The organism is Streptomyces lacaronensis (assembly GCF_047337785.1).
Classification (GTDB): domain Bacteria; phylum Actinomycetota; class Actinomycetes; order Streptomycetales; family Streptomycetaceae; genus Streptomyces; species Streptomyces lycopersici.
Map to the genome: position 1 here is coordinate 6,670,556 of NZ_JBLHDK010000003.1, position 16,581 is coordinate 6,687,136.

General features: G+C 71.8%; 13 protein-coding genes. 10 read left to right on the forward strand and 3 right to left on the reverse strand.

The genetic code is table 11. The annotated features are described in order from the left end of the window. Positions 1 to 65 precede the first annotated feature (65 nt). The gene (locus tag ACMTAK_RS28995; protein ID WP_413808898.1) at positions 66 to 1,676 is read left to right on the forward strand and encodes a succinic semialdehyde dehydrogenase; all 1,611 of its coding nucleotides are present in this window, start codon (positions 66 to 68) and stop codon (positions 1,674 to 1,676) included. 25 nt (positions 1,677 to 1,701) lie between these two features. Then, positions 1,702 to 3,582, forward strand: coding sequence for a GMC oxidoreductase (locus ACMTAK_RS29000; protein ID WP_413808899.1), 1,881 nt, complete (start codon positions 1,702 to 1,704; stop codon positions 3,580 to 3,582). A gap of 137 nt (positions 3,583 to 3,719) precedes the next feature. Here ACMTAK_RS29000 and ACMTAK_RS29005 read toward each other — a convergent pair whose 3' ends face one another. Together ACMTAK_RS29005 and ACMTAK_RS29010 are read right to left on the reverse strand one after the other, a co-directional pair. Continuing rightward, positions 3,720 to 4,730 (reverse strand): LAETG motif-containing sortase-dependent surface protein, encoded by a 1,011-nt coding sequence (locus tag ACMTAK_RS29005; RefSeq protein ID WP_413808900.1) that lies wholly within the window; start codon positions 4,728 to 4,730, stop codon positions 3,720 to 3,722. Between the two features lie 728 nt (positions 4,731 to 5,458). Continuing rightward, complete coding sequence (locus tag ACMTAK_RS29010) at positions 5,459 to 5,728, reverse strand: chorismate mutase (RefSeq protein WP_413808901.1); 270 nt, start codon at positions 5,726 to 5,728, stop codon at positions 5,459 to 5,461. Positions 5,729 to 6,033: 305 nt separating this feature from the next. Between ACMTAK_RS29010 and guaA the strand changes: the two genes are divergently transcribed. The 4 genes from guaA (at position 6,034) to ACMTAK_RS29030 (ending at position 10,591) form a co-directional block, all read left to right on the forward strand. After that, positions 6,034 to 7,620, forward strand: coding sequence for a glutamine-hydrolyzing GMP synthase (guaA, locus tag ACMTAK_RS29015; RefSeq protein WP_413808902.1), 1,587 nt, complete (start codon positions 6,034 to 6,036; stop codon positions 7,618 to 7,620). Between the two features lie 101 nt (positions 7,621 to 7,721). After that, positions 7,722 to 8,519 carry a class II aldolase/adducin family protein gene (locus ACMTAK_RS29020; RefSeq protein WP_413808903.1) on the forward strand — a complete coding sequence of 266 codons (798 nt, stop codon included), beginning with the start codon at positions 7,722 to 7,724 and terminating at the stop codon, positions 8,517 to 8,519. A gap of 105 nt (positions 8,520 to 8,624) precedes the next feature. Next, positions 8,625 to 9,920 carry a hypothetical protein gene (locus tag ACMTAK_RS29025; RefSeq protein ID WP_413808904.1) on the forward strand — a complete coding sequence of 432 codons (1,296 nt, stop codon included), beginning with the start codon at positions 8,625 to 8,627 and terminating at the stop codon, positions 9,918 to 9,920. A gap of 140 nt (positions 9,921 to 10,060) precedes the next feature. Next, on the forward strand, positions 10,061 to 10,591 hold the full coding sequence (locus ACMTAK_RS29030) for a DoxX family protein (protein WP_413813025.1): 531 nt from the start codon (positions 10,061 to 10,063) through the stop codon (positions 10,589 to 10,591). A 98-nt stretch (positions 10,592 to 10,689) separates the two neighbouring features. Here the strand turns inward: ACMTAK_RS29030 and ACMTAK_RS29035 are convergent, their stop codons facing one another. Then, complete coding sequence (locus ACMTAK_RS29035; protein ID WP_413808905.1) at positions 10,690 to 12,564, reverse strand: serine/threonine-protein kinase; 1,875 nt, start codon at positions 12,562 to 12,564, stop codon at positions 10,690 to 10,692. 124 nt (positions 12,565 to 12,688) lie between these two features. Between ACMTAK_RS29035 and ACMTAK_RS29040 the strand changes: the two genes are divergently transcribed. From ACMTAK_RS29040 to ACMTAK_RS29055, 4 genes are all read left to right on the forward strand, one after another. Further along, positions 12,689 to 13,999: a PspC domain-containing protein gene (locus tag ACMTAK_RS29040; protein ID WP_413808906.1), complete on the forward strand. Its 1,311-nt coding sequence runs from the start codon at positions 12,689 to 12,691 to the stop codon at positions 13,997 to 13,999. A gap of 248 nt (positions 14,000 to 14,247) precedes the next feature. Beyond that, entirely contained in the window at positions 14,248 to 14,475 is a 228-nt protein-coding gene (locus ACMTAK_RS29045) for a hypothetical protein (RefSeq protein ID WP_413808907.1), read from the forward strand. Between the two features lie 90 nt (positions 14,476 to 14,565). Next, entirely contained in the window at positions 14,566 to 15,840 is a 1,275-nt protein-coding gene (locus tag ACMTAK_RS29050; protein ID WP_413808908.1) for a PspC domain-containing protein, read from the forward strand. Then, on the forward strand, positions 15,837 to 16,571 hold the full coding sequence (locus ACMTAK_RS29055) for a LuxR C-terminal-related transcriptional regulator (protein ID WP_413808909.1): 735 nt from the start codon (positions 15,837 to 15,839) through the stop codon (positions 16,569 to 16,571). The genes ACMTAK_RS29050 and ACMTAK_RS29055 overlap by 4 nt, the downstream gene beginning before the upstream one ends. Positions 16,572 to 16,581 lie beyond the last annotated feature (10 nt).

Consider the following 16,581-nt stretch of genomic DNA (forward strand, 5'->3'; position numbering starts at 1 on the left):
GCCACGGGACGAAAGTTGTTACCGCCGGGTACCCAAAGCCGCCGGGCGGGCCTACTCTCGCCCCCATGACGGACTCGCACATCACACAGGGCGGCGCCGGCAATCCGGTCGCCCCAGAAGGCACCCGCACCGCCGCCGACGTCGTCACTCCCGAGCTGGTCACCCGGCTCACCCGGGGCGTCGGCGGCAGCGGCACCACCGTCAGCCACACCCCGTTCACGGGGGAAGTCCTCGCCGCCGCCCTGCCCGAGTCCACTCCCGAGGACGTCGCCACCGCCTTTGAGAACGCCCGTGCCGCCCAGCGGGCCTGGGCCGCGACGCCCGTCCGCCGGCGCGCCGCCGTCCTCCTCCGCTTCCACGATCTGCTGCTGCGCCGCCAGCCGGAGATCCTGGACCTGATCCAGCTGGAGACCGGCAAGACCCGGCTGCACGCCCAGGAGGAGATCCAGGGCGTCGCCATCGTGGCCCGCCATTACGGCCGTAAGGCGCCCGCGTATCTGCGCCCCAAGGGGCATCTGGGCGCGGTGCCCACCCTGACCAAGGTCACCGAACTGCGCCAGCCGCGCGGGGTCGTGGGCCTCATAGCCCCCTGGAACTACCCCCTCCAGCTCTCCGTGGGCGATGCGATCCCCGCCTTCGTGGCGGGCAACGCCGTGGTGATGAAGCCCGACACCGAGACCGCGCTGTCCGCCCTGTGGGCGCGCGAGCTCATGGTCGAGGCCGGACTTCCGGCCGGGGTGTGGCAGATCGTGATCGGGGACGGCCCGGTGGTGGGCCCCGCCGTGGTCGAGCGCGCCGACTACGTCGCGTTCACCGGCTCCACCCGCACCGGCCGCGAGGTGGCCCAGGCCGCCGCCGCCCGCCTGGTGGGCTGCTCCCTCGAACTCGGCGGTAAGAACGCCATGCTGGTGCTGCGTGACGCCGACCTCGCCCGCGCGGTCGACGGCGCGGTGCGCGGAAGCTTCGCCTCCGCCGGACAGCTGTGCATCTCCATGGAGCGGCTGTACGTCCACGAGTCGATCGCGGACGACTTCCTGGAGCGCTTCGCTGCCCGTACGAAGGCCATGCGGCTCGGCACCGCCCTCGCGTACGGGGCGGAGATGGGCTCGCTCGTCTCGGAGCGCCAGTTGGAGACCGTCACCCGCCATGTGGACGAGGCCGTCTCCAAGGGCGCCACGGTGCTCGCCGGTGGCCGCGCCCGCCCCGACATCGGCCCGTACTTCTACGAGCCGACGATCCTGGACGGCGTGGAGTCCCCGATGGCCGTCTGTACCGAGGAGACCTTCGGCCCGGTCGTCTCCGTCTACCGCTTCCGCGACGAGGACGAGGCCGTCGAGCGCGCCAACGCGACGTCCTACGGTCTGAACGCCAGCGTCTGGACCAAGGACTCCCGGCGCGGCCGCGCGATCGCCACCCGGCTGCGCGCGGGCACCGTCAACCTCAACGAGAGCTACGCCGCCGCCTTCGGCAGTGTCGCGTCTCCCATGGGCGGCATGGGCGACTCCGGACTCGGCCGCCGCCATGGCTCCGAGGGCATCCTCAGGTTCACCGAACCGCAGACGGTCGCCCAGCAGCGGCTGATGCCGCTCGGCCCGGCCTTCGGGATGACGGACGAGAAATACGCGGACTTCATGACCCGCAGCCTGCGTGCGCTCAAGGCACTGCGCCTGCGCTGATCAGCACATTTCAATGGAGGTACCAGTGTCAGGGGAGAGGTCTGCCCAAAAGCGGGCACAAAAGCCCGGCCACGAAGAGGACTTCGGCACCGTGGACGCCCTCGACGTCGACATTTTCGACGACAGCGCCGACGGTGACTTCGACTACGACGTGATCGTGATCGGCTCGGGATTCGGCGGATCGGTATCGGCCCTGCGCCTGACCGAGAAGGGCTATCGGGTCGGCGTCCTCGAGGCGGGCCGCCGGTTCACCCCCGAAACCCTGCCCAAGAGCTCCTGGGACCTCCGCAACTACCTCTGGGCCCCGGCCCTCGGCTGCTTCGGCATCCAGCGCGTCCATGTCCTGGGCAAGGTCATGGTGCTGGCGGGCGCCGGGGTCGGGGGCGGCTCGCTCAACTACGCCAACACGCTCTACGTACCGCCCGAGCCGTTCTTCCGGGACCGCCAGTGGGGGCACATCACCGACTGGCGGGAGGAGCTGAGCCCGTACTACGACCAGGCGCGGCGGATGCTCGGGGCACGTCTCAACCACACCCTCACCCCTTCCGATGTCCACCTCAAGGCGGCCGCCGAGAAGATGGGCGTGGGCGACACTTTCCATATGGCGCCCGTGGGGGTCTTCTTCGGGGACGGCCACGACGCCGACGGCACCACCAAGGCCGCGCCGGGCGGGGCCGTTCCCGATCCGTACTTCGGCGGCGCGGGCCCGTCCCGTAAGGCGTGCACGGAGTGCGGTGAGTGCATGACCGGCTGCCGCCACGGCGCCAAGAACACCCTCAATGAGAACTATCTCCACCTCGCCGAGCGGGCCGGAGCCGTGGTCCACCCGATGACCACCGTCGTCGCCCTGTGCGACGACCCGCACGGCGGCTATACGGTCACCACCGTCCCGACCGACAACCGCCGTAAGGGCAAGCCGAAGGCGCTGCGCTCCCGGTACGTCGTCCTCGCCGCCGGTACCTACGGCACCCAGACGCTGCTGCACACGATGCGGGACAAGGGGCTGCTGCCGCGCGTCTCGGAGCGGCTCGGCATCCTCACCCGCACCAACTCCGAGGCCCTGGTGGGCGCGCAGACCACCGACCGCCGCTACCGCCGCGCGCGGGGCGGGGAGGGGCGGGCGGACTTCACCCGGGGCGTCGCGATCACCTCGTCCATCCACCCGGACGAGAACACCCATATCGAGCCCGTCCGCTACGGCAAGGGCTCCAACGCGATGGGGATGCTCTCCATCCTGCAGATCCCGCACGGCGGGCGTGTTCCGCGCTGGCTGCGCTTCCTGGGCGCCAACCTCCGGCATCCCACCCTGGCCGTGCGCTCGCTGTCCAACCGCCGCTGGTCGGAGCGGACCATCATCGGCCTGGTCATGCAGACGCACGACAACTCGCTGACCACCTACCGAAAGCCGAAGGGGCCGGGGAAGGGGCTGCTCACCGCCCGCCAGGGCCACGGCGAGCCCAACCCCGACCACATCCCCGAGGGCGCCGAGGCGGCCCGCCACATCGCCGACTCGATCAACGGCTTCGCGGGCAGCAATGTCGGCGAGCTCATGGGCACCCCGCTGACCGCCCACTTCCTCGGCGGCTGCCCGATCGGGGCGTCCCCGGAAGAGGGCGTCATCGATCCGTACCACCGGCTCTACGGCCATCCGGGCATCCATGTGGTCGACGGCGCCGCCGTCTCGGCCAACCTGGGCGTCAACCCGTCCCTGACCATCACGGCACAGGCCGAGCGGGCGATGTCCCTGTGGCCCAACAAGGGCGAGTCCGACCCGCGCCCGGCCCCGGAGGCGCCGTACGAGCGCCTGCGGCCCGTCCCGCCGCGCAGCCCCGCCGTACCGGCGGACGCCTTCGGGGCGTTGAGGCTCCCGCTGCTGCCGGTGCCGAAGGTCCCGCCGCGCGCCTGAGCGCCGCGTGCCCGAGCGCCGGGCAACTGGGCGTTGGGACGGCCGTACGGGCCTCCGCCGCGCGCCTGGGCGTTGGGACGGCCGTACGGGCCGGAGAACAGCCCGTACGGCGCCCCTCAGAGCCGTCGCGAGGACCGTCAGACCGTGGCGCGACGGCGACGGACCACGAAGACCGCGCCTCCGCCCGCGGCCATCGCCACTCCGCCGATCACGGCGATCATCGGCAGCGCGGAGGAGGAACCCGTTTCGGCCAGGCTGCCCTTCGGGCTGATCTCCGTGTCGCCCTCCGGCTTGTGCGGCAGCGGCTTCTTGCCACCCTGCGGCTTCGGGTCGGCCGGCGGCACATGGCCCGGCTCCGAACCCGCCTTCAACACGTCGAACTCGTAGTACTCACCGGTCGAGTAGACGCAGTTGCCCTCGTCGTCGGCGTACACCCCGACGCTGATGGCGTAGCCGAAGCCCTCGGGCGCGCTGTTGGCGACGCTCAGCCGGAGGTCGACCGTAAGGGTCTCGTGGGGGCGCACATCGGTGTAGCCGATGTAGCCGGAGCCCGGGTCGCTCTCGTCGGTGGAGATCGCCTTCCAGGCGCCGGACTCGGGGTCCTTGTACTGCAGGGTCAGGTACTTGCCCGTCCCGTCCGGGGCGGACTCGTGCACCGTGCCCGCGAAGAGCCCGAAGTCGACCCGCTGGTAGGCGCGGTCCGACTCGTTCTTCACCTGGAACCTGAAGCCGTGGAAGCCGCTGCCCGCCACGACCTTGGACGGCAGGCCGACCAGGGTCGTGCTGAGCTCCGGGTCCTCGTTGTAGTCCCCGTCGTCCGCGCATTCGCCGTCGCCCGGCTCCTCGGTCGAGGTCGGCGTCGGGGTCGGGGTGGCGGTCTCGGTCGGGGTGGACGAGGGAGAGGGGTCGCCGGGGGTCGGAGCCTGGGTGGCGCTCGTGGACGGCGCCGGGGTGGTCGGCGTGGCCTGGTCGGTCGGGGTCTCCGACGGCGCCGGGTCCTCCGGGGGCGGCGTCACGGTCTCGGAGGCGGACGGCGCCGGGCTCTCGCTCGGCGGCGTCTCCGCGAAGGCGGCGGGGGCCGCGAGAAGCGCGGCGGGGGCTATGGCGGCCGTCGCGGCGGCGGCCGCCAGGGCGCGGCGAAGCTTCATGAAGACCTCTCTGGGTCCGTACGTATCCCCTGGGGGCGATACGCGTGTGGAAGGCCGTCGCGGTGGGGCGCGGGATGGCCGTGCGTTTGCACGTACATGACCAGGCGAATGGCCGAAAGGTTGCCTTCACAGTTGCTCACAGAATGGTCACAGAATCCGCGACAGGCGCCCTGCCTCGCACGTCATCACCCGTACGGCGCGTGACCGGCCCGCGCGCGGGCTCGTTGTGCCCGGTGCCGCGCCAGCCAGGGGCGGCCCGGAAAATCCACGCGTGGCTCAGATCCGCCGCAGCGATGAGACGCGGCCCCTGTGGTGATTCAGGCGGCCCGTCGTGGGACCTCGCTTCGGCGAGGTGACCGGTCGGCAGGGGACAGCAGCCCGGTCACCACCTAAGGGCGGTCGGCCCCGGGGACGCCTGGGGCCGACCGTATCCGGTCGAAACGGTTGCGCCCGGCGCTCCGCATCCACCACGATGCTGAGAGGGAAAACGCCCCCGGTCACACCCCGACATTGGTCCGACCACGCGGGCGTACGCCGTTCAGACACCCCTGACATACGGGCCCCGTAAGCCAGCGGCGCAACCCCCCGGCGCCGCCTCTCAGCACCGGCGCTGCCCTGACGCCGGTGCTGACCGCCTAGGGCCCCGGGGGCGCCCGCCCCGCTCGGGCGCTCCCGGGGCCCTTCGCCTGCCCGTGGCCGCGAGGGCGGAGGGATCAGACGCGGAGGGATCAGACCCGGCCCCGGCACAGCTCCAGCAGTGTCATGGCGAGTGTCGTACCGGGCTTGCCCAGCCGCTGCCGGTAGCGGTCGAGGATCTCCATCTCGCGGGAGAGGTGCACCCGCCGCCCGCCCGCCGCGATCCGTGCCTCCTGGACGGTGGCCGAGACGGCCATCCGCTCCCGGACGAGATCGAGGATCTGCCCGTCGAGGGCGTCGATCCGCTCCCGCGCGGTACCGATCACATCGGCGGCCTCCGTGGCCGAAACGCTGCTGCTCATGTCCGTATCTCCTGGTCCATGTCGCGGAGCCCTGGAGTCCGGTCGAGACCCGGAGACAAGACAGAACGCCCCGGGCCTTTGCCGGCCCGGGGCGCCTGGGAAGTCGCTGTCAGTGTTTACGCAGCACGACCATGGCAGCCGGACGGGCCGGTGCCATAGGTAAAGACGAAGGTCATGCGCGTGGACATGGCGTCGATTATGGGCCCGTTAGAATCGAAAGTCCAAACCTGCGGTCCCGCCCCGAAGCCGTGGCCCCGCCGCAGTCCTGTTCCACCGCACGCCACCACCGCCGGAAGGCCGCCGAAGTGCCATCAGCGTCCCCTGCTGCCGCCCCCGACACCGTCCTGGTCGTCGACTTCGGCGCGCAGTACGCCCAGCTCATCGCCCGCAGGGTCCGTGAGGCCCGGGTCTACAGCGAGATCGTTCCGTCCACCATGCCGGTGGCCGAGATGCTCGCCAAGAACCCCAAGGCGATCATCCTCTCCGGCGGCCCCTCGTCGGTCTACACCGAGGGCGCGCCCACGCTCGACCGCGCGCTCTTCGAGGCGGGCGTCCCCGTCTTCGGCATGTGCTACGGCTTCCAGCTGATGGCCAAGGCGCTCGGCGGCACCGTGGACAACACCGGGGCGCGGGAGTACGGCCGTACGGCGCTCACCGTCACCAAGCAGGGCTCGACGCTCTTCGCGGGCACCCCCGAGGAGCAGCAGGTGTGGATGTCGCACGGCGACGCCTGCTCCCAGGCCCCCGAGGGCTTCACCGTCACCGCGTCCACCGATGTGGTGCCGGTCGCGGCGTTCGAATGCGATGAGCGCAGGCTGTACGGCGTGCAGCACCACCCCGAGGTGATGCACTCCACCCACGGCCAGCAGGTGCTGGAGCACTTCCTCTACCGGGGCGCCGGCCTGGAGCCCACCTGGACCACCACCAATGTGGTCGAGGAGTCCGTGGCCGCGATCCGGGAGCAGGTCGGCACCAGGCGCGCGATCTGCGGGCTGTCCGGCGGTGTGGACTCCGCCGTGGCCGCCGCCCTCGTCCAGAAGGCCATCGGCGACCAGCTGACCTGCGTCTACGTGGACCACGGGCTGATGCGCAAGGGCGAGTCCGAGCAGGTCGAGAAGGACTTCGTGGCGGCCACCGGGGTGCAGCTGAAGGTCGTCGAGGCCGAGGAGCGCTTCCTTACCGCGCTCGCCGGGGTGTCCGACCCCGAGGAGAAGCGGAAGATCATCGGCCGGGAGTTCATCCGGGTCTTCGAGCAGGCGCAGGCCGAGCTGGTGGCCGAGGCGGGCGCGGCCGGTGAGGACGTGGAGTTCCTGGTCCAGGGCACCCTCTACCCCGATGTCGTGGAGTCCGGCGGCGGCACCGGCACCGCCAACATCAAGTCCCACCACAATGTGGGAGGGCTGCCCGATGACATCGAGTTCCAGCTGGTCGAGCCGCTGCGCCGGCTGTTCAAGGACGAGGTGCGGATGGTCGGCCAGGAGCTCGGCCTGCCGGACGAGATCGTCCACCGCCAGCCCTTCCCGGGCCCGGGTCTGGGCATCCGCATCGTCGGCGAGGTCACCAAGGAGCGCCTGGACCTGCTGCGCGAGGCCGACGCCATCGCCCGCGAGGAGCTGACCGCCGCCGGTCTGGACCGCGACATCTGGCAGTGCCCGGTGGTCCTGCTCGCCGACGTCCGCTCGGTCGGCGTCCAGGGCGACGGCCGCACCTACGGCCACCCGATCGTGCTGCGCCCGGTCTCCTCCGAGGACGCGATGACGGCGGACTGGTCGCGGCTGCCGTACGACGTGCTGTCGCGGATCTCCACCCGCATCACCAACGAGGTGGACCAGGTGAACCGGGTGGTGCTGGACATCACCAGCAAGCCGCCCGGCACCATCGAGTGGGAGTGACCGGCCCGCGCCGCGGCCCGCCCCGGACCGTCCTGACTCTGGCCTCCTGCGATACCCAGAGGTAGCTTCCGCTCCAGCACACCAGAGGAGCGGAGCTGCCGATGACGAACCAGCCGCAGACCCCCACCCCGATACCGACCGACCAGCTGCGGTTCACCATGCCCCCGCAGCACGCCTCGCCCCATGACGAGCGCCGCTACCGCAAGGAGCGGCTGGCGGCGGCGCTGCGTCTGTTCGGGCGGTTCGGATACGAGGAGGGGGTCGCGGGCCACATCACCGTGCGGGACCCGGAGTTCACCGACTGCTACTGGGTGAATCCGTTCGGCATGCCCTTCGGCCACATCACCGTGAGCGATCTGCTCCTCGTCAATCAGGCGGGCCAGGTGGTCGAGGGGCGCGCCCACGTCAATCAGGCGGCCTTCGTCGTTCACTCTTCCGTGCATCAGGCGCGGCCGGACGTCGTGGCCGTCGCGCACAGCCGCTCGGTGCACGGCCGCGCGCTGGCCGCGCTCGGCGAGCCGCTGGAACCGATCACCCAGGAGGTCTGCGCGTTCTTCGAGGACCACGCGGTCTACGGGGGCACCACGGGGGTCGTCGTGGACGAGGACGAGGGGCGCGCGATCGCCGCCGCGCTCGGCGGCCACAAGGCCCTCATCCTGCGCAATCGCGGTCTGCTGACGGTCGGGGACTCGGTCGACGCGGCCGCGTGGTGGTTCATCACGATGGAGCGGGCCGCCCAGGTGCAGCTGACCGCGAAGGCGTCCGGCAAGCCGGTCCCCATCGACTATGCCGACGCGATGCGGACGCGTGAGCAGCTGGGAAACGATCTTGTGGCGTGGATCAACTATCAACCTCTGTATCTGCAGATCACCCGCGATGAGCCGGACCTGCTGAGCTGACACCCTCCGCGGTGCGGCACAATCCCCTCTCAACACATGACAGTTGGGCGGTGCCGTGCGAACCCGCGGTCCCGTACGGAACGAGTGAACGACGGAGCGACCCGCGTGGCGGTGGAGCAGGCGGAGAACGCCACGACGGCAGAAAAGCAGCACCCTCATGGGCACCCGCACGGCCACAAGGGCTGTGAATGCCCTCAGGGGGCCCGTGAGGGCCACCGGAGGGCCGTGGCCACGTTCGTGGCCCTACGGGAGCGTTTCGCGGCCGGAGAGGGCCTTCCCAAGGCTCTCGCCCACTCGGCCGGGGCGTCCCGGCAGTGGGTCTCGGACGAGCTGGCCCACGCGGCCCGCTCGGTGGCCGACAGCGGCCGCGCCGAGACCTCGGCCTGGCGCCACCGGGTGTGGCTGCGCACGGTGTGCGTGGTGTGGGGCGCGGCCGGGGCGCTGCTGATCGGCCAGTTGGCCACGGCGATCGGCGCGGGCTGGTCGGTGGCGCGGACGGCCGGGCTCACCGCCGCCGTGATCACCGCCGCGCTGCTCACCCTCACCGCCCGGCTGCACCGCGCGGACGGCGGCCCGCTCGCCCCGCTCGTCGGCGAGGACAACCGCCTCTCCACCTCCCGTACCGTCGCCGCCGCCTGGCTGCTGATCGCGGTCTTCGCGGTGCTGGTGCTCGGCGTCGAGCTGGCCGTGGCCCCCGGCGACCGGCAGCGGCTGACCGACGGGCTCGCCCTCGGCCACACCGCCGGGCTCCTTACGGTCGCCGCGCTGACGTGTGCGGCCGCGGTGCTTGCACGGCTCGTCGTGGCGGCCCGGGTGCGGGCGCAGCGGCTCCAGAAGGTGCGGGCCGTGCGCCCGCGCGCCGCCGATCTGCTGACCGACGACGCGGGCCGCGGCAGCTTCGCCGATGTCCAGTACATCGTCGTCCACACCGTGGCCCTCGCCTTCACCGCGGTCCGCCTCGCCCGCGAGCCGTGGCGGCTGCCCGATGTGCCGTGGGGCCTGGCGCTGCTGGCGGCCGTGTCGGTGGTGATGTACCTGACCGGGAAGTACGCGGAGGGCGGCCGCCCGACCGTGCTGTCCGTCGTAAGGGCCCTCCCCGAGGAGGGCGCCATCGACCGCGACGCCCCGATCCGCACCGGCGACGACATCGAGATCCGCGGCAGCGGCTTCGTCCCTCCGGGCGCCCAGGACCCGGACCGGCTGGCCAAGCTGGTCGTCCGCATCGGCGCGGTGCACGTCCATGTCCCGCTGGTCCCGGTGGCCGGGGGCTTCAGCAGCCCCACGGACACCGCGCTCACCGTGCCGGTCCCGGTGGACGTGGAACCGGGCCGGGTGGATGTGCAGGTCGTGACGGCCTCGGGGGCGGAGACCAACCGCTATCCCATCGATGTTATGGACTGAGTCGTTCCGGCCGGCCGCTTCGTATGGTTTCGTCGAACCCGCAACCAAACGGCGGTGCGACGGGAGAGGCGGGCGGCATGAGACACGCGGATCGTATGGCCGGTTCGGGGACAGCGGGCAGTGGCGGGAGCGTGCACGGTATGGGCGGGATGGGTGGCGTGAGCGGCATAGGCGGGCAGCCGCAGCCCGTGGGGATCAGGGCCACCGCCGCCCGTTACGCCCTGCTGCCGCTGCGGATCTTCCTCGGCGTCACCTTCGTCTACGCCGGAATCGACAAGCTCACCGACTCGGCCTTCCTGTCCGACTCGGGATCGGGCTCGATCGGCGAGCTGATGCGCCAGGTGCGGGACAGCTCGGCCGTGCCGTGGCTGGTCGACCAGGCCCTCAAGGACCCCACCGCCTTCGGGTACGCGATGGCCTACGGCGAACTGGCCGTCGGCCTCGGCGTCCTGGTGGGCCTCCTCTCCCGCCTGGCCGCCTTCGGCGGCGCGCTGATCTCGCTGAGCCTGTGGCTCACCGTCAGCTGGCAGTCGGACCCGTACTACTACGGCAACGACCTGGCCTATCTGATGGCGTGGCTGCCGCTGGTGCTGGCCGGGGCGCCGTATCTCTCCCTGGACGTCGTCATCTCCCGGCGCCGGCGCCGACAGGGCTCGCAGCTCTTCACATAGCCCGCGGCTCTCACGGGAGGCGCGTCTCTTCCCGGGGCGCGCCTCTTCACGTGGGGCGTGCATCTTCACCGCAGGGCGTGCCCCCGGCCCTTGCCCCGTCATTTGATGATGCGGAAGCCGTCCCGTACCTCGTCGAAGATCGGCCGGTAGATGCTCCAGTCCGCGTCCGGGGCGCTCAGGTAGATCGCGTATTCCTTGTCGCCCTCATTGCCGAAGCCGAGGTCGATCGCGCGGAACATCCGGACCTCGCCGCGGAATTTGAACTCCCAGATCGCGGCGGGCATGCCCTGGTACTTCGTCTCCTGGAGCCGCAACCGCTCGTAGATCGGGTATTCCTTCTTGTCCTTGAACGCGACCTCGAGGTCCTTGAAGTGCTGGACCTGGTTGCCGGAGGCGAAGTCCAGGACGTTGATCCTGAAACCGGCCAGCCCGTTGGGGTGGAGGTAGCGGACCTCCTGGGTGCGGTCGACCGTGTTGCCGTCGGGGTCGTTCTGCTCCTGGCGGGTCCAGCCGTCGGGGATGGGGAGGGAGAAGCCGAACTTCTTCTCGGTGACGATGTGGTAGCCGGACGGCGGGTTGTACGGCTTGGCCGGGGAGGCGGACGGGTTGCCCGTGGCGGAGGACTTCCCGCCGTTCCCCCCGCCGTTGTCGTGGTCGAGGCCGAACACATAGATGCCGCCCGCCACGGCCACGACCGCAAGGGAGGTCGCCGCTGCGGTCCACACCGCCTTACGGCTCTTGCGCGCCGGAGCGGGGGCCGACGGGGGCATCGGCGTCTGGGTGGTCATGGACGGCGTCGACGCGGTGAACGGCGTGGCGGTGGGCGGGGTGTGCTGAGAGCCGGGTGTGTTCCCGGTGCCTGGCGGGTGCGAGGGAAGCCGTGGGTCCGACGCGTGCGGTGTGCTCGGAGTGTGGGAAGTGCTCAGCGGGTTGTGCGGTGCGCTCGTCGCGTTGTGCGGAGTGCTCGGTGTGTGGGTCGTGTGTTGATACGGGGTCGGTGTCGTGGGCGCGTTCGGCGCGGCGTGCGCGTCCGTGCCCGTGGCCCGGTCCGTGCCCGTACCGGGCTCCCGTCGCCTCGAGAGGTTCATGGTCGCGTCGAGCGGCGGATTCTTGGTGGTCGTATCGAGCGGCGGGGTCTGCAGCGATGTCGTCTCGGGCTCCGACGCCGGGAGCCGCAGCGCCCGTTCGGTCTCCTCGGCCGTGGGCCGCAGCTCCGGCTCCTTGGCCAGCAAGCTCTCGATCAACGGGGTCAGCGCGCCCGCCCGTTTGGGCGGGTCCAGCGGATCGACGGCGATCGCGTAACCCGTCTCGATCGCCGTGGCCTTGCGGAACGGCGGCCGCCCCTCGACCGCCTGATAGAGCGTCGCCCCCAGCGCCCAGAGGTCCGACGCGGGGCCGGGCTTGCGGCCCCTGACCCGCTCGGGCGCGATGTAGTCGATGGAGCCGACGACCTCGCCGGTCTTGGTCAGCGTCGAGGTGCCGGTGGCCATGGCGATGCCGAAGTCCGTGAGCACGACCCGGCCTTCGGGGCCGAGCAGCACATTGCCGGGCTTGACGTCCCGGTGCAGCACCCCGGCCGCGTGCGCGGCGCGCAGCGCGGCGATCATGCCGCGGCCGATGCGGGCGGCCTCGTCGGGCGAGACGCGTCCGCCGTCCTTCAGCAGGTCGGCGAGGGTCGTGGAGGGCACGTACTCCATGACGATGCACGGCAGTCCGTGGTGGTCCACCACGTCATGGACCACGACCACGTTGGGGTGGGTGATGCGGGCCGCGCTGCGCGCCTCGCGGCGGGTGCGTTCGTGCAGGGTCGTCAGCTCGTCATCGGCTAGGTGCGGAGAGACATAGAGCTGCTTGACCGCGACCTGGCGGCCCAGCAGTTCGTCCTCCGCGCGCCACACCTCGCCCATGCCACCACGGCCGATCTTCTCGACCAGGCGGTAACGTCCGGCTATCAGGTGGCCTTCGTCCGACACCGCTTTCCCCTCCCGCACACGTTCGATGCGACACGATAGCCGCCGTGACCCCCGGGGAGATCTCAGGGAAGACCTAGGGGCATGCCGGATGTCGCGAGTACAGCCCTGTTGTCACCATGGACGCATGACCGAAGCACCCACCGTGGCGGACGAGGCCGAGGCCGCGTCCGGTTCCCGCCTGTCACAGACGCCCCTTCGGCGCAGTCGTGACCATAAGGTGATCTCGGGGGTCTGCGGAGGGCTCGGCCGCTACTGCGATCTGGACCCGGTGATCTTCCGGGTGGTGCTGTCGGTGCTGGCCGTCGCGGGCGGCCTCGGTCTGATCGTGTACGGGTTCTGCTGGCTGCTGACCCCGTTCCACGGCGAGGACGAGAACGAGGGGCGCAGACTGCTCTCGGGCCGGGTCGAGGGCCCTGGGCTGACGGCGGTGCTGGTGGCGCTGGTGGGCTGTGGGCTCTTCCTGTCGATGCTCAACAACGGCGGCGTCATGTACTTCTCGTTCATGCTCGCCCTCGCGGCGGCCGGTGCCGGCTATTGGTCGCACCACCGGCGGCAGGCGGAGAGCGTGGGCGCGGTGGACGCGGCCACGGCCCAGGCCGTCGCCGACGCGCCGCCCGAGACCAAGGCGCCGCCCACGCGCGGCGGTCCCGGCCCCTCCTGGTGGCGCGACCCGATCGTCAAGGACGGTACGACCGGGCCGCTCGGCGCCGGGGCCGGGTCGCGGACCGGCTATCTGTGGGGGCCGGACGACGGCCCGTACGACAAGCGGGAGGCGAAGGCGGAGCGGGCCCGCCGGGTGCCGGACCGGGCCTCGATCGGCGGCTGGGCCTTCCTGGTGGCGGTCGCCGCCGCCGTGGTGGGGGCGCGGGCGGGGTGGTCCTCGCAGCCGCTGGGCACCAGCCTCGAGATCGGGTTCGCCTGCGCGCTGGGGGTCTTCGGGCTCGCCCTCGTCATCAGCTCCCGCTGGGGGCGGGCCGGCGGCGGCACGGTGTTCCTCGCGCTGCTGACGAGCGCGCTGCTGGCGGGCGCGGCCGCCCTTCCCGATGCCGTCACCCCCGACTGGGCCCGCCGCACCTGGGCCCCGACCTCGGTGGCGTCGCTGCGCGACGGCTATGAGCTGGGCGGCGGCGTCGCCGAGTTGAAGCTGGACCGGCTGCCCCTGGATGCGGGCAGCTCCGTCTCCAGCCGGGTCGAGATGGGCGCGGGCAAACTGGCCGTGACGGTTCCGCGCGATGCCCGGGTGAGGCTCGACATCGAGGTCGGGATCGGCGACATCTGGCTGCCGGGCCAGAAGCGGGACAAGCACAACGTCGACATCGGCCCGGGCCGGGAGCGCAAGCTCACCCTGGAGCCGGTGGGCGGCGGCAAGGCCGAGGGCACGGTCTCGCTCAAGCTGGAGATGGGGCTGGGTGCGGTGGAGGTGAAGCGCTCATGAGGCGCCGTTCGTTCGGGCATCGGTTCGACCATGGGGCCGACCATGGGGCCAACCATGAGTTCGGGCATGAGGCCGACCATGGGGTCGAGCATGGGGCCGACCACGGGGTCGAGCATGGGGCCGGTCATGGGGTCGGGCATCGGTTCGGGCACCGGGTCGGCGATCGGTTCGGGCATCGGGCCGATGATTCGTTCGGGCGCCGGTTCGGTCATCGGTCCGATCACACGCGTGGTCACTCGCTGGGGCACGTGGCCCCCGACCGGTCCCGCCATCCGTTCGAGCCGGGCAAGCTGGTGGCCGGGCTGGTGATCCTTGGCGTGGCCGCCGCGTACGGGATGGACGCGGCCGGGGAGTGGGACGTCCGCCCGGAGATCGCCCTCCCGGCCCTCCTGTGCGGCCTCTGCGTCGCGGCCCTGACCTCGGCCCTCACATACGCGTTCCGCCGCCGGTCGGGCAGGGCGACGCCGGACGACTGAGGGACCCCGGGCCCCGCCGGGCCCCAGGTCGGGGAACGATCAGGGGCGACCCTGATGCCCGTTGTCGGCCGGGCGTGTGACGATCGAGCCATGACCGCCGCAGTGCCCCCCACGGCCCCCGAGCCACCCCCGCGCAAGCTCTACCGCAGTGCCGAAGGCCGCCTCCTCGGCGGTGTGGCGCGCGGGCTCGCGGGCCATCTCGGGCTGCCGGTCGCCTGGGTGCGGATCGTCTTCATCGCGCTGTTCATGGCGGAGGGGTTCGGCGCGCTCGTCTACGCGCTCTTCTGGTTCATCGTCCCGCTCGGCGTCGGCGGCGTGGAGACGACCGCCGGGCGCCCGCTCACCGCCGTGGGCCCCGACGGCCGCCGCCGGATCCTGGTCCGCAGGCCGGAGCGGGGCCAGATCATCGCCCTGGTCGCCCTCTGCGTCGGCATGGGGATCTTCGTCCAGGGCTTCCAGCTGGGCCGCGCCAACACCTACATCTGGCCACTCCTCCTCATCGGCGCGGGCGTCGCCCTCTTCTGGCGCCAGGTGGACAACGCCCGCCGCGCCCAGTGGGTCGAGCTCAGCCGCAGCAAGCGGGTCCTGCCGCTGGCCCGTGGCGCCACGGGGGTGGTGCTGGTGGCCGCCGGGGTGTCCGGGATCGTCGTCCTCCAGGGCTCGGCCAAGCATCTGGGGGCCGTGCTCCAGGCGGCCCTGGCCGTCCTTGTCGGCATCGCGCTGCTGGTGGGCCCGTATGTGGTGCGGATGACGCAGGATCTCTCCGAGGAACGGCTGATGCGCATCCGCGCGCAGGAGCGGGCGGAGGTGGCGGCCCACGTCCATGACTCCGTGCTGCACACCCTCACCCTGATCCAGCGCAACGCGGAGGACCCCCGCGAGGTGGCCCGCCTCGCCCGCGCCCAGGAGCGGGAGCTGCGCGCGTGGCTCTATCGGCCGGAGGGCACGGGCAAGGACGAGGCCGAGGAGCCGGACACTCTCGCGGAGGCGGTGAGGAAGACGGCGGCGGAGGTCGAGGACCACCACGGCGTCCCGATCGAGGTGGTGGTGGTCGGCGACTGCCCCCTGGACGAGAAACTGGGCGCACAGATACAGGCGGCGCGCGAGGCGATGGTCAACGCGGCCAAGTACGGTGGCGGCGGAGCCGTCCAGGTCTTCGCCGAGGTCGAGGGGACCACGGTGTTCATCTCCGTGCGCGACCGCGGCCCCGGCTTCGACGTGGACGCGGTGCCGGAGGACCGGATGGGCGTACGCGAGTCGATCATCGGCCGGATGCAGCGGAACGGCGGCACGGCGCGGCTGAGATCCGCGCCGGACGGGGGCACGGAAGTGGAGCTGGAGATGGAGAGGGCGGCGACGACATGACCGACGCTACGGGCGGTACGAACGCGACGAGCGGCCCCGGGGGTTCCGGGGCGGACGACGCCGAGGTGGCGCGGCGGGTGCGCGTGGTGCTCGTGGACGACCACCGTATGTTCCGCACCGGGGTGCAGGCCGAGATCGGGGAGACGGCCCGGACCGGTGTCGAGGTGGTCGGCGAGGCGGCCGACGTCGACCAGGCCGTGACCGTGATCACCGCGACCCGCCCCGAGGTGGTCCTGCTCGACGTCCACCTCCCCGGCGGGGGCGGCGTCGAGGTGCTGCGCCGCAGCGCCTCGCTGATGGCCGATCCGGACCGCCCGGTGCGCTTCCTGGCGCTGTCCGTTTCGGACGCCGCCGAGGACGTCATCGGCGTCATCCGCGGCGGCGCCCGCGGCTATGTCACCAAGACCATCACCGGCACCGACCTCGTGGACGCGATCTTCCGGGTCTCCGAGGGCGACGCGGTCTTCTCCCCGCGCCTCGCCGGTTTCGTCCTCGACGCCTTCGCCTCCACCGACGCACCGCCCGTGGACGAGGACCTGGACCGGCTCACCCAGCGCGAGCGCGAGGTGCTGCGCCTGATCGCGCGCGGTTACGCGTACAAGGAGATCGCCAAGCAGCTGTTCATCTCGGTGAAGACGGTCGAGAGCCATGTCTCGGCGGTGCTCCGCAAGCTCCAGCTCTCCAACCGGCATGAGCTGACCCGCTGGGCGACGGCCCGCCGCCTGGTCTGAGCCTGGGAAG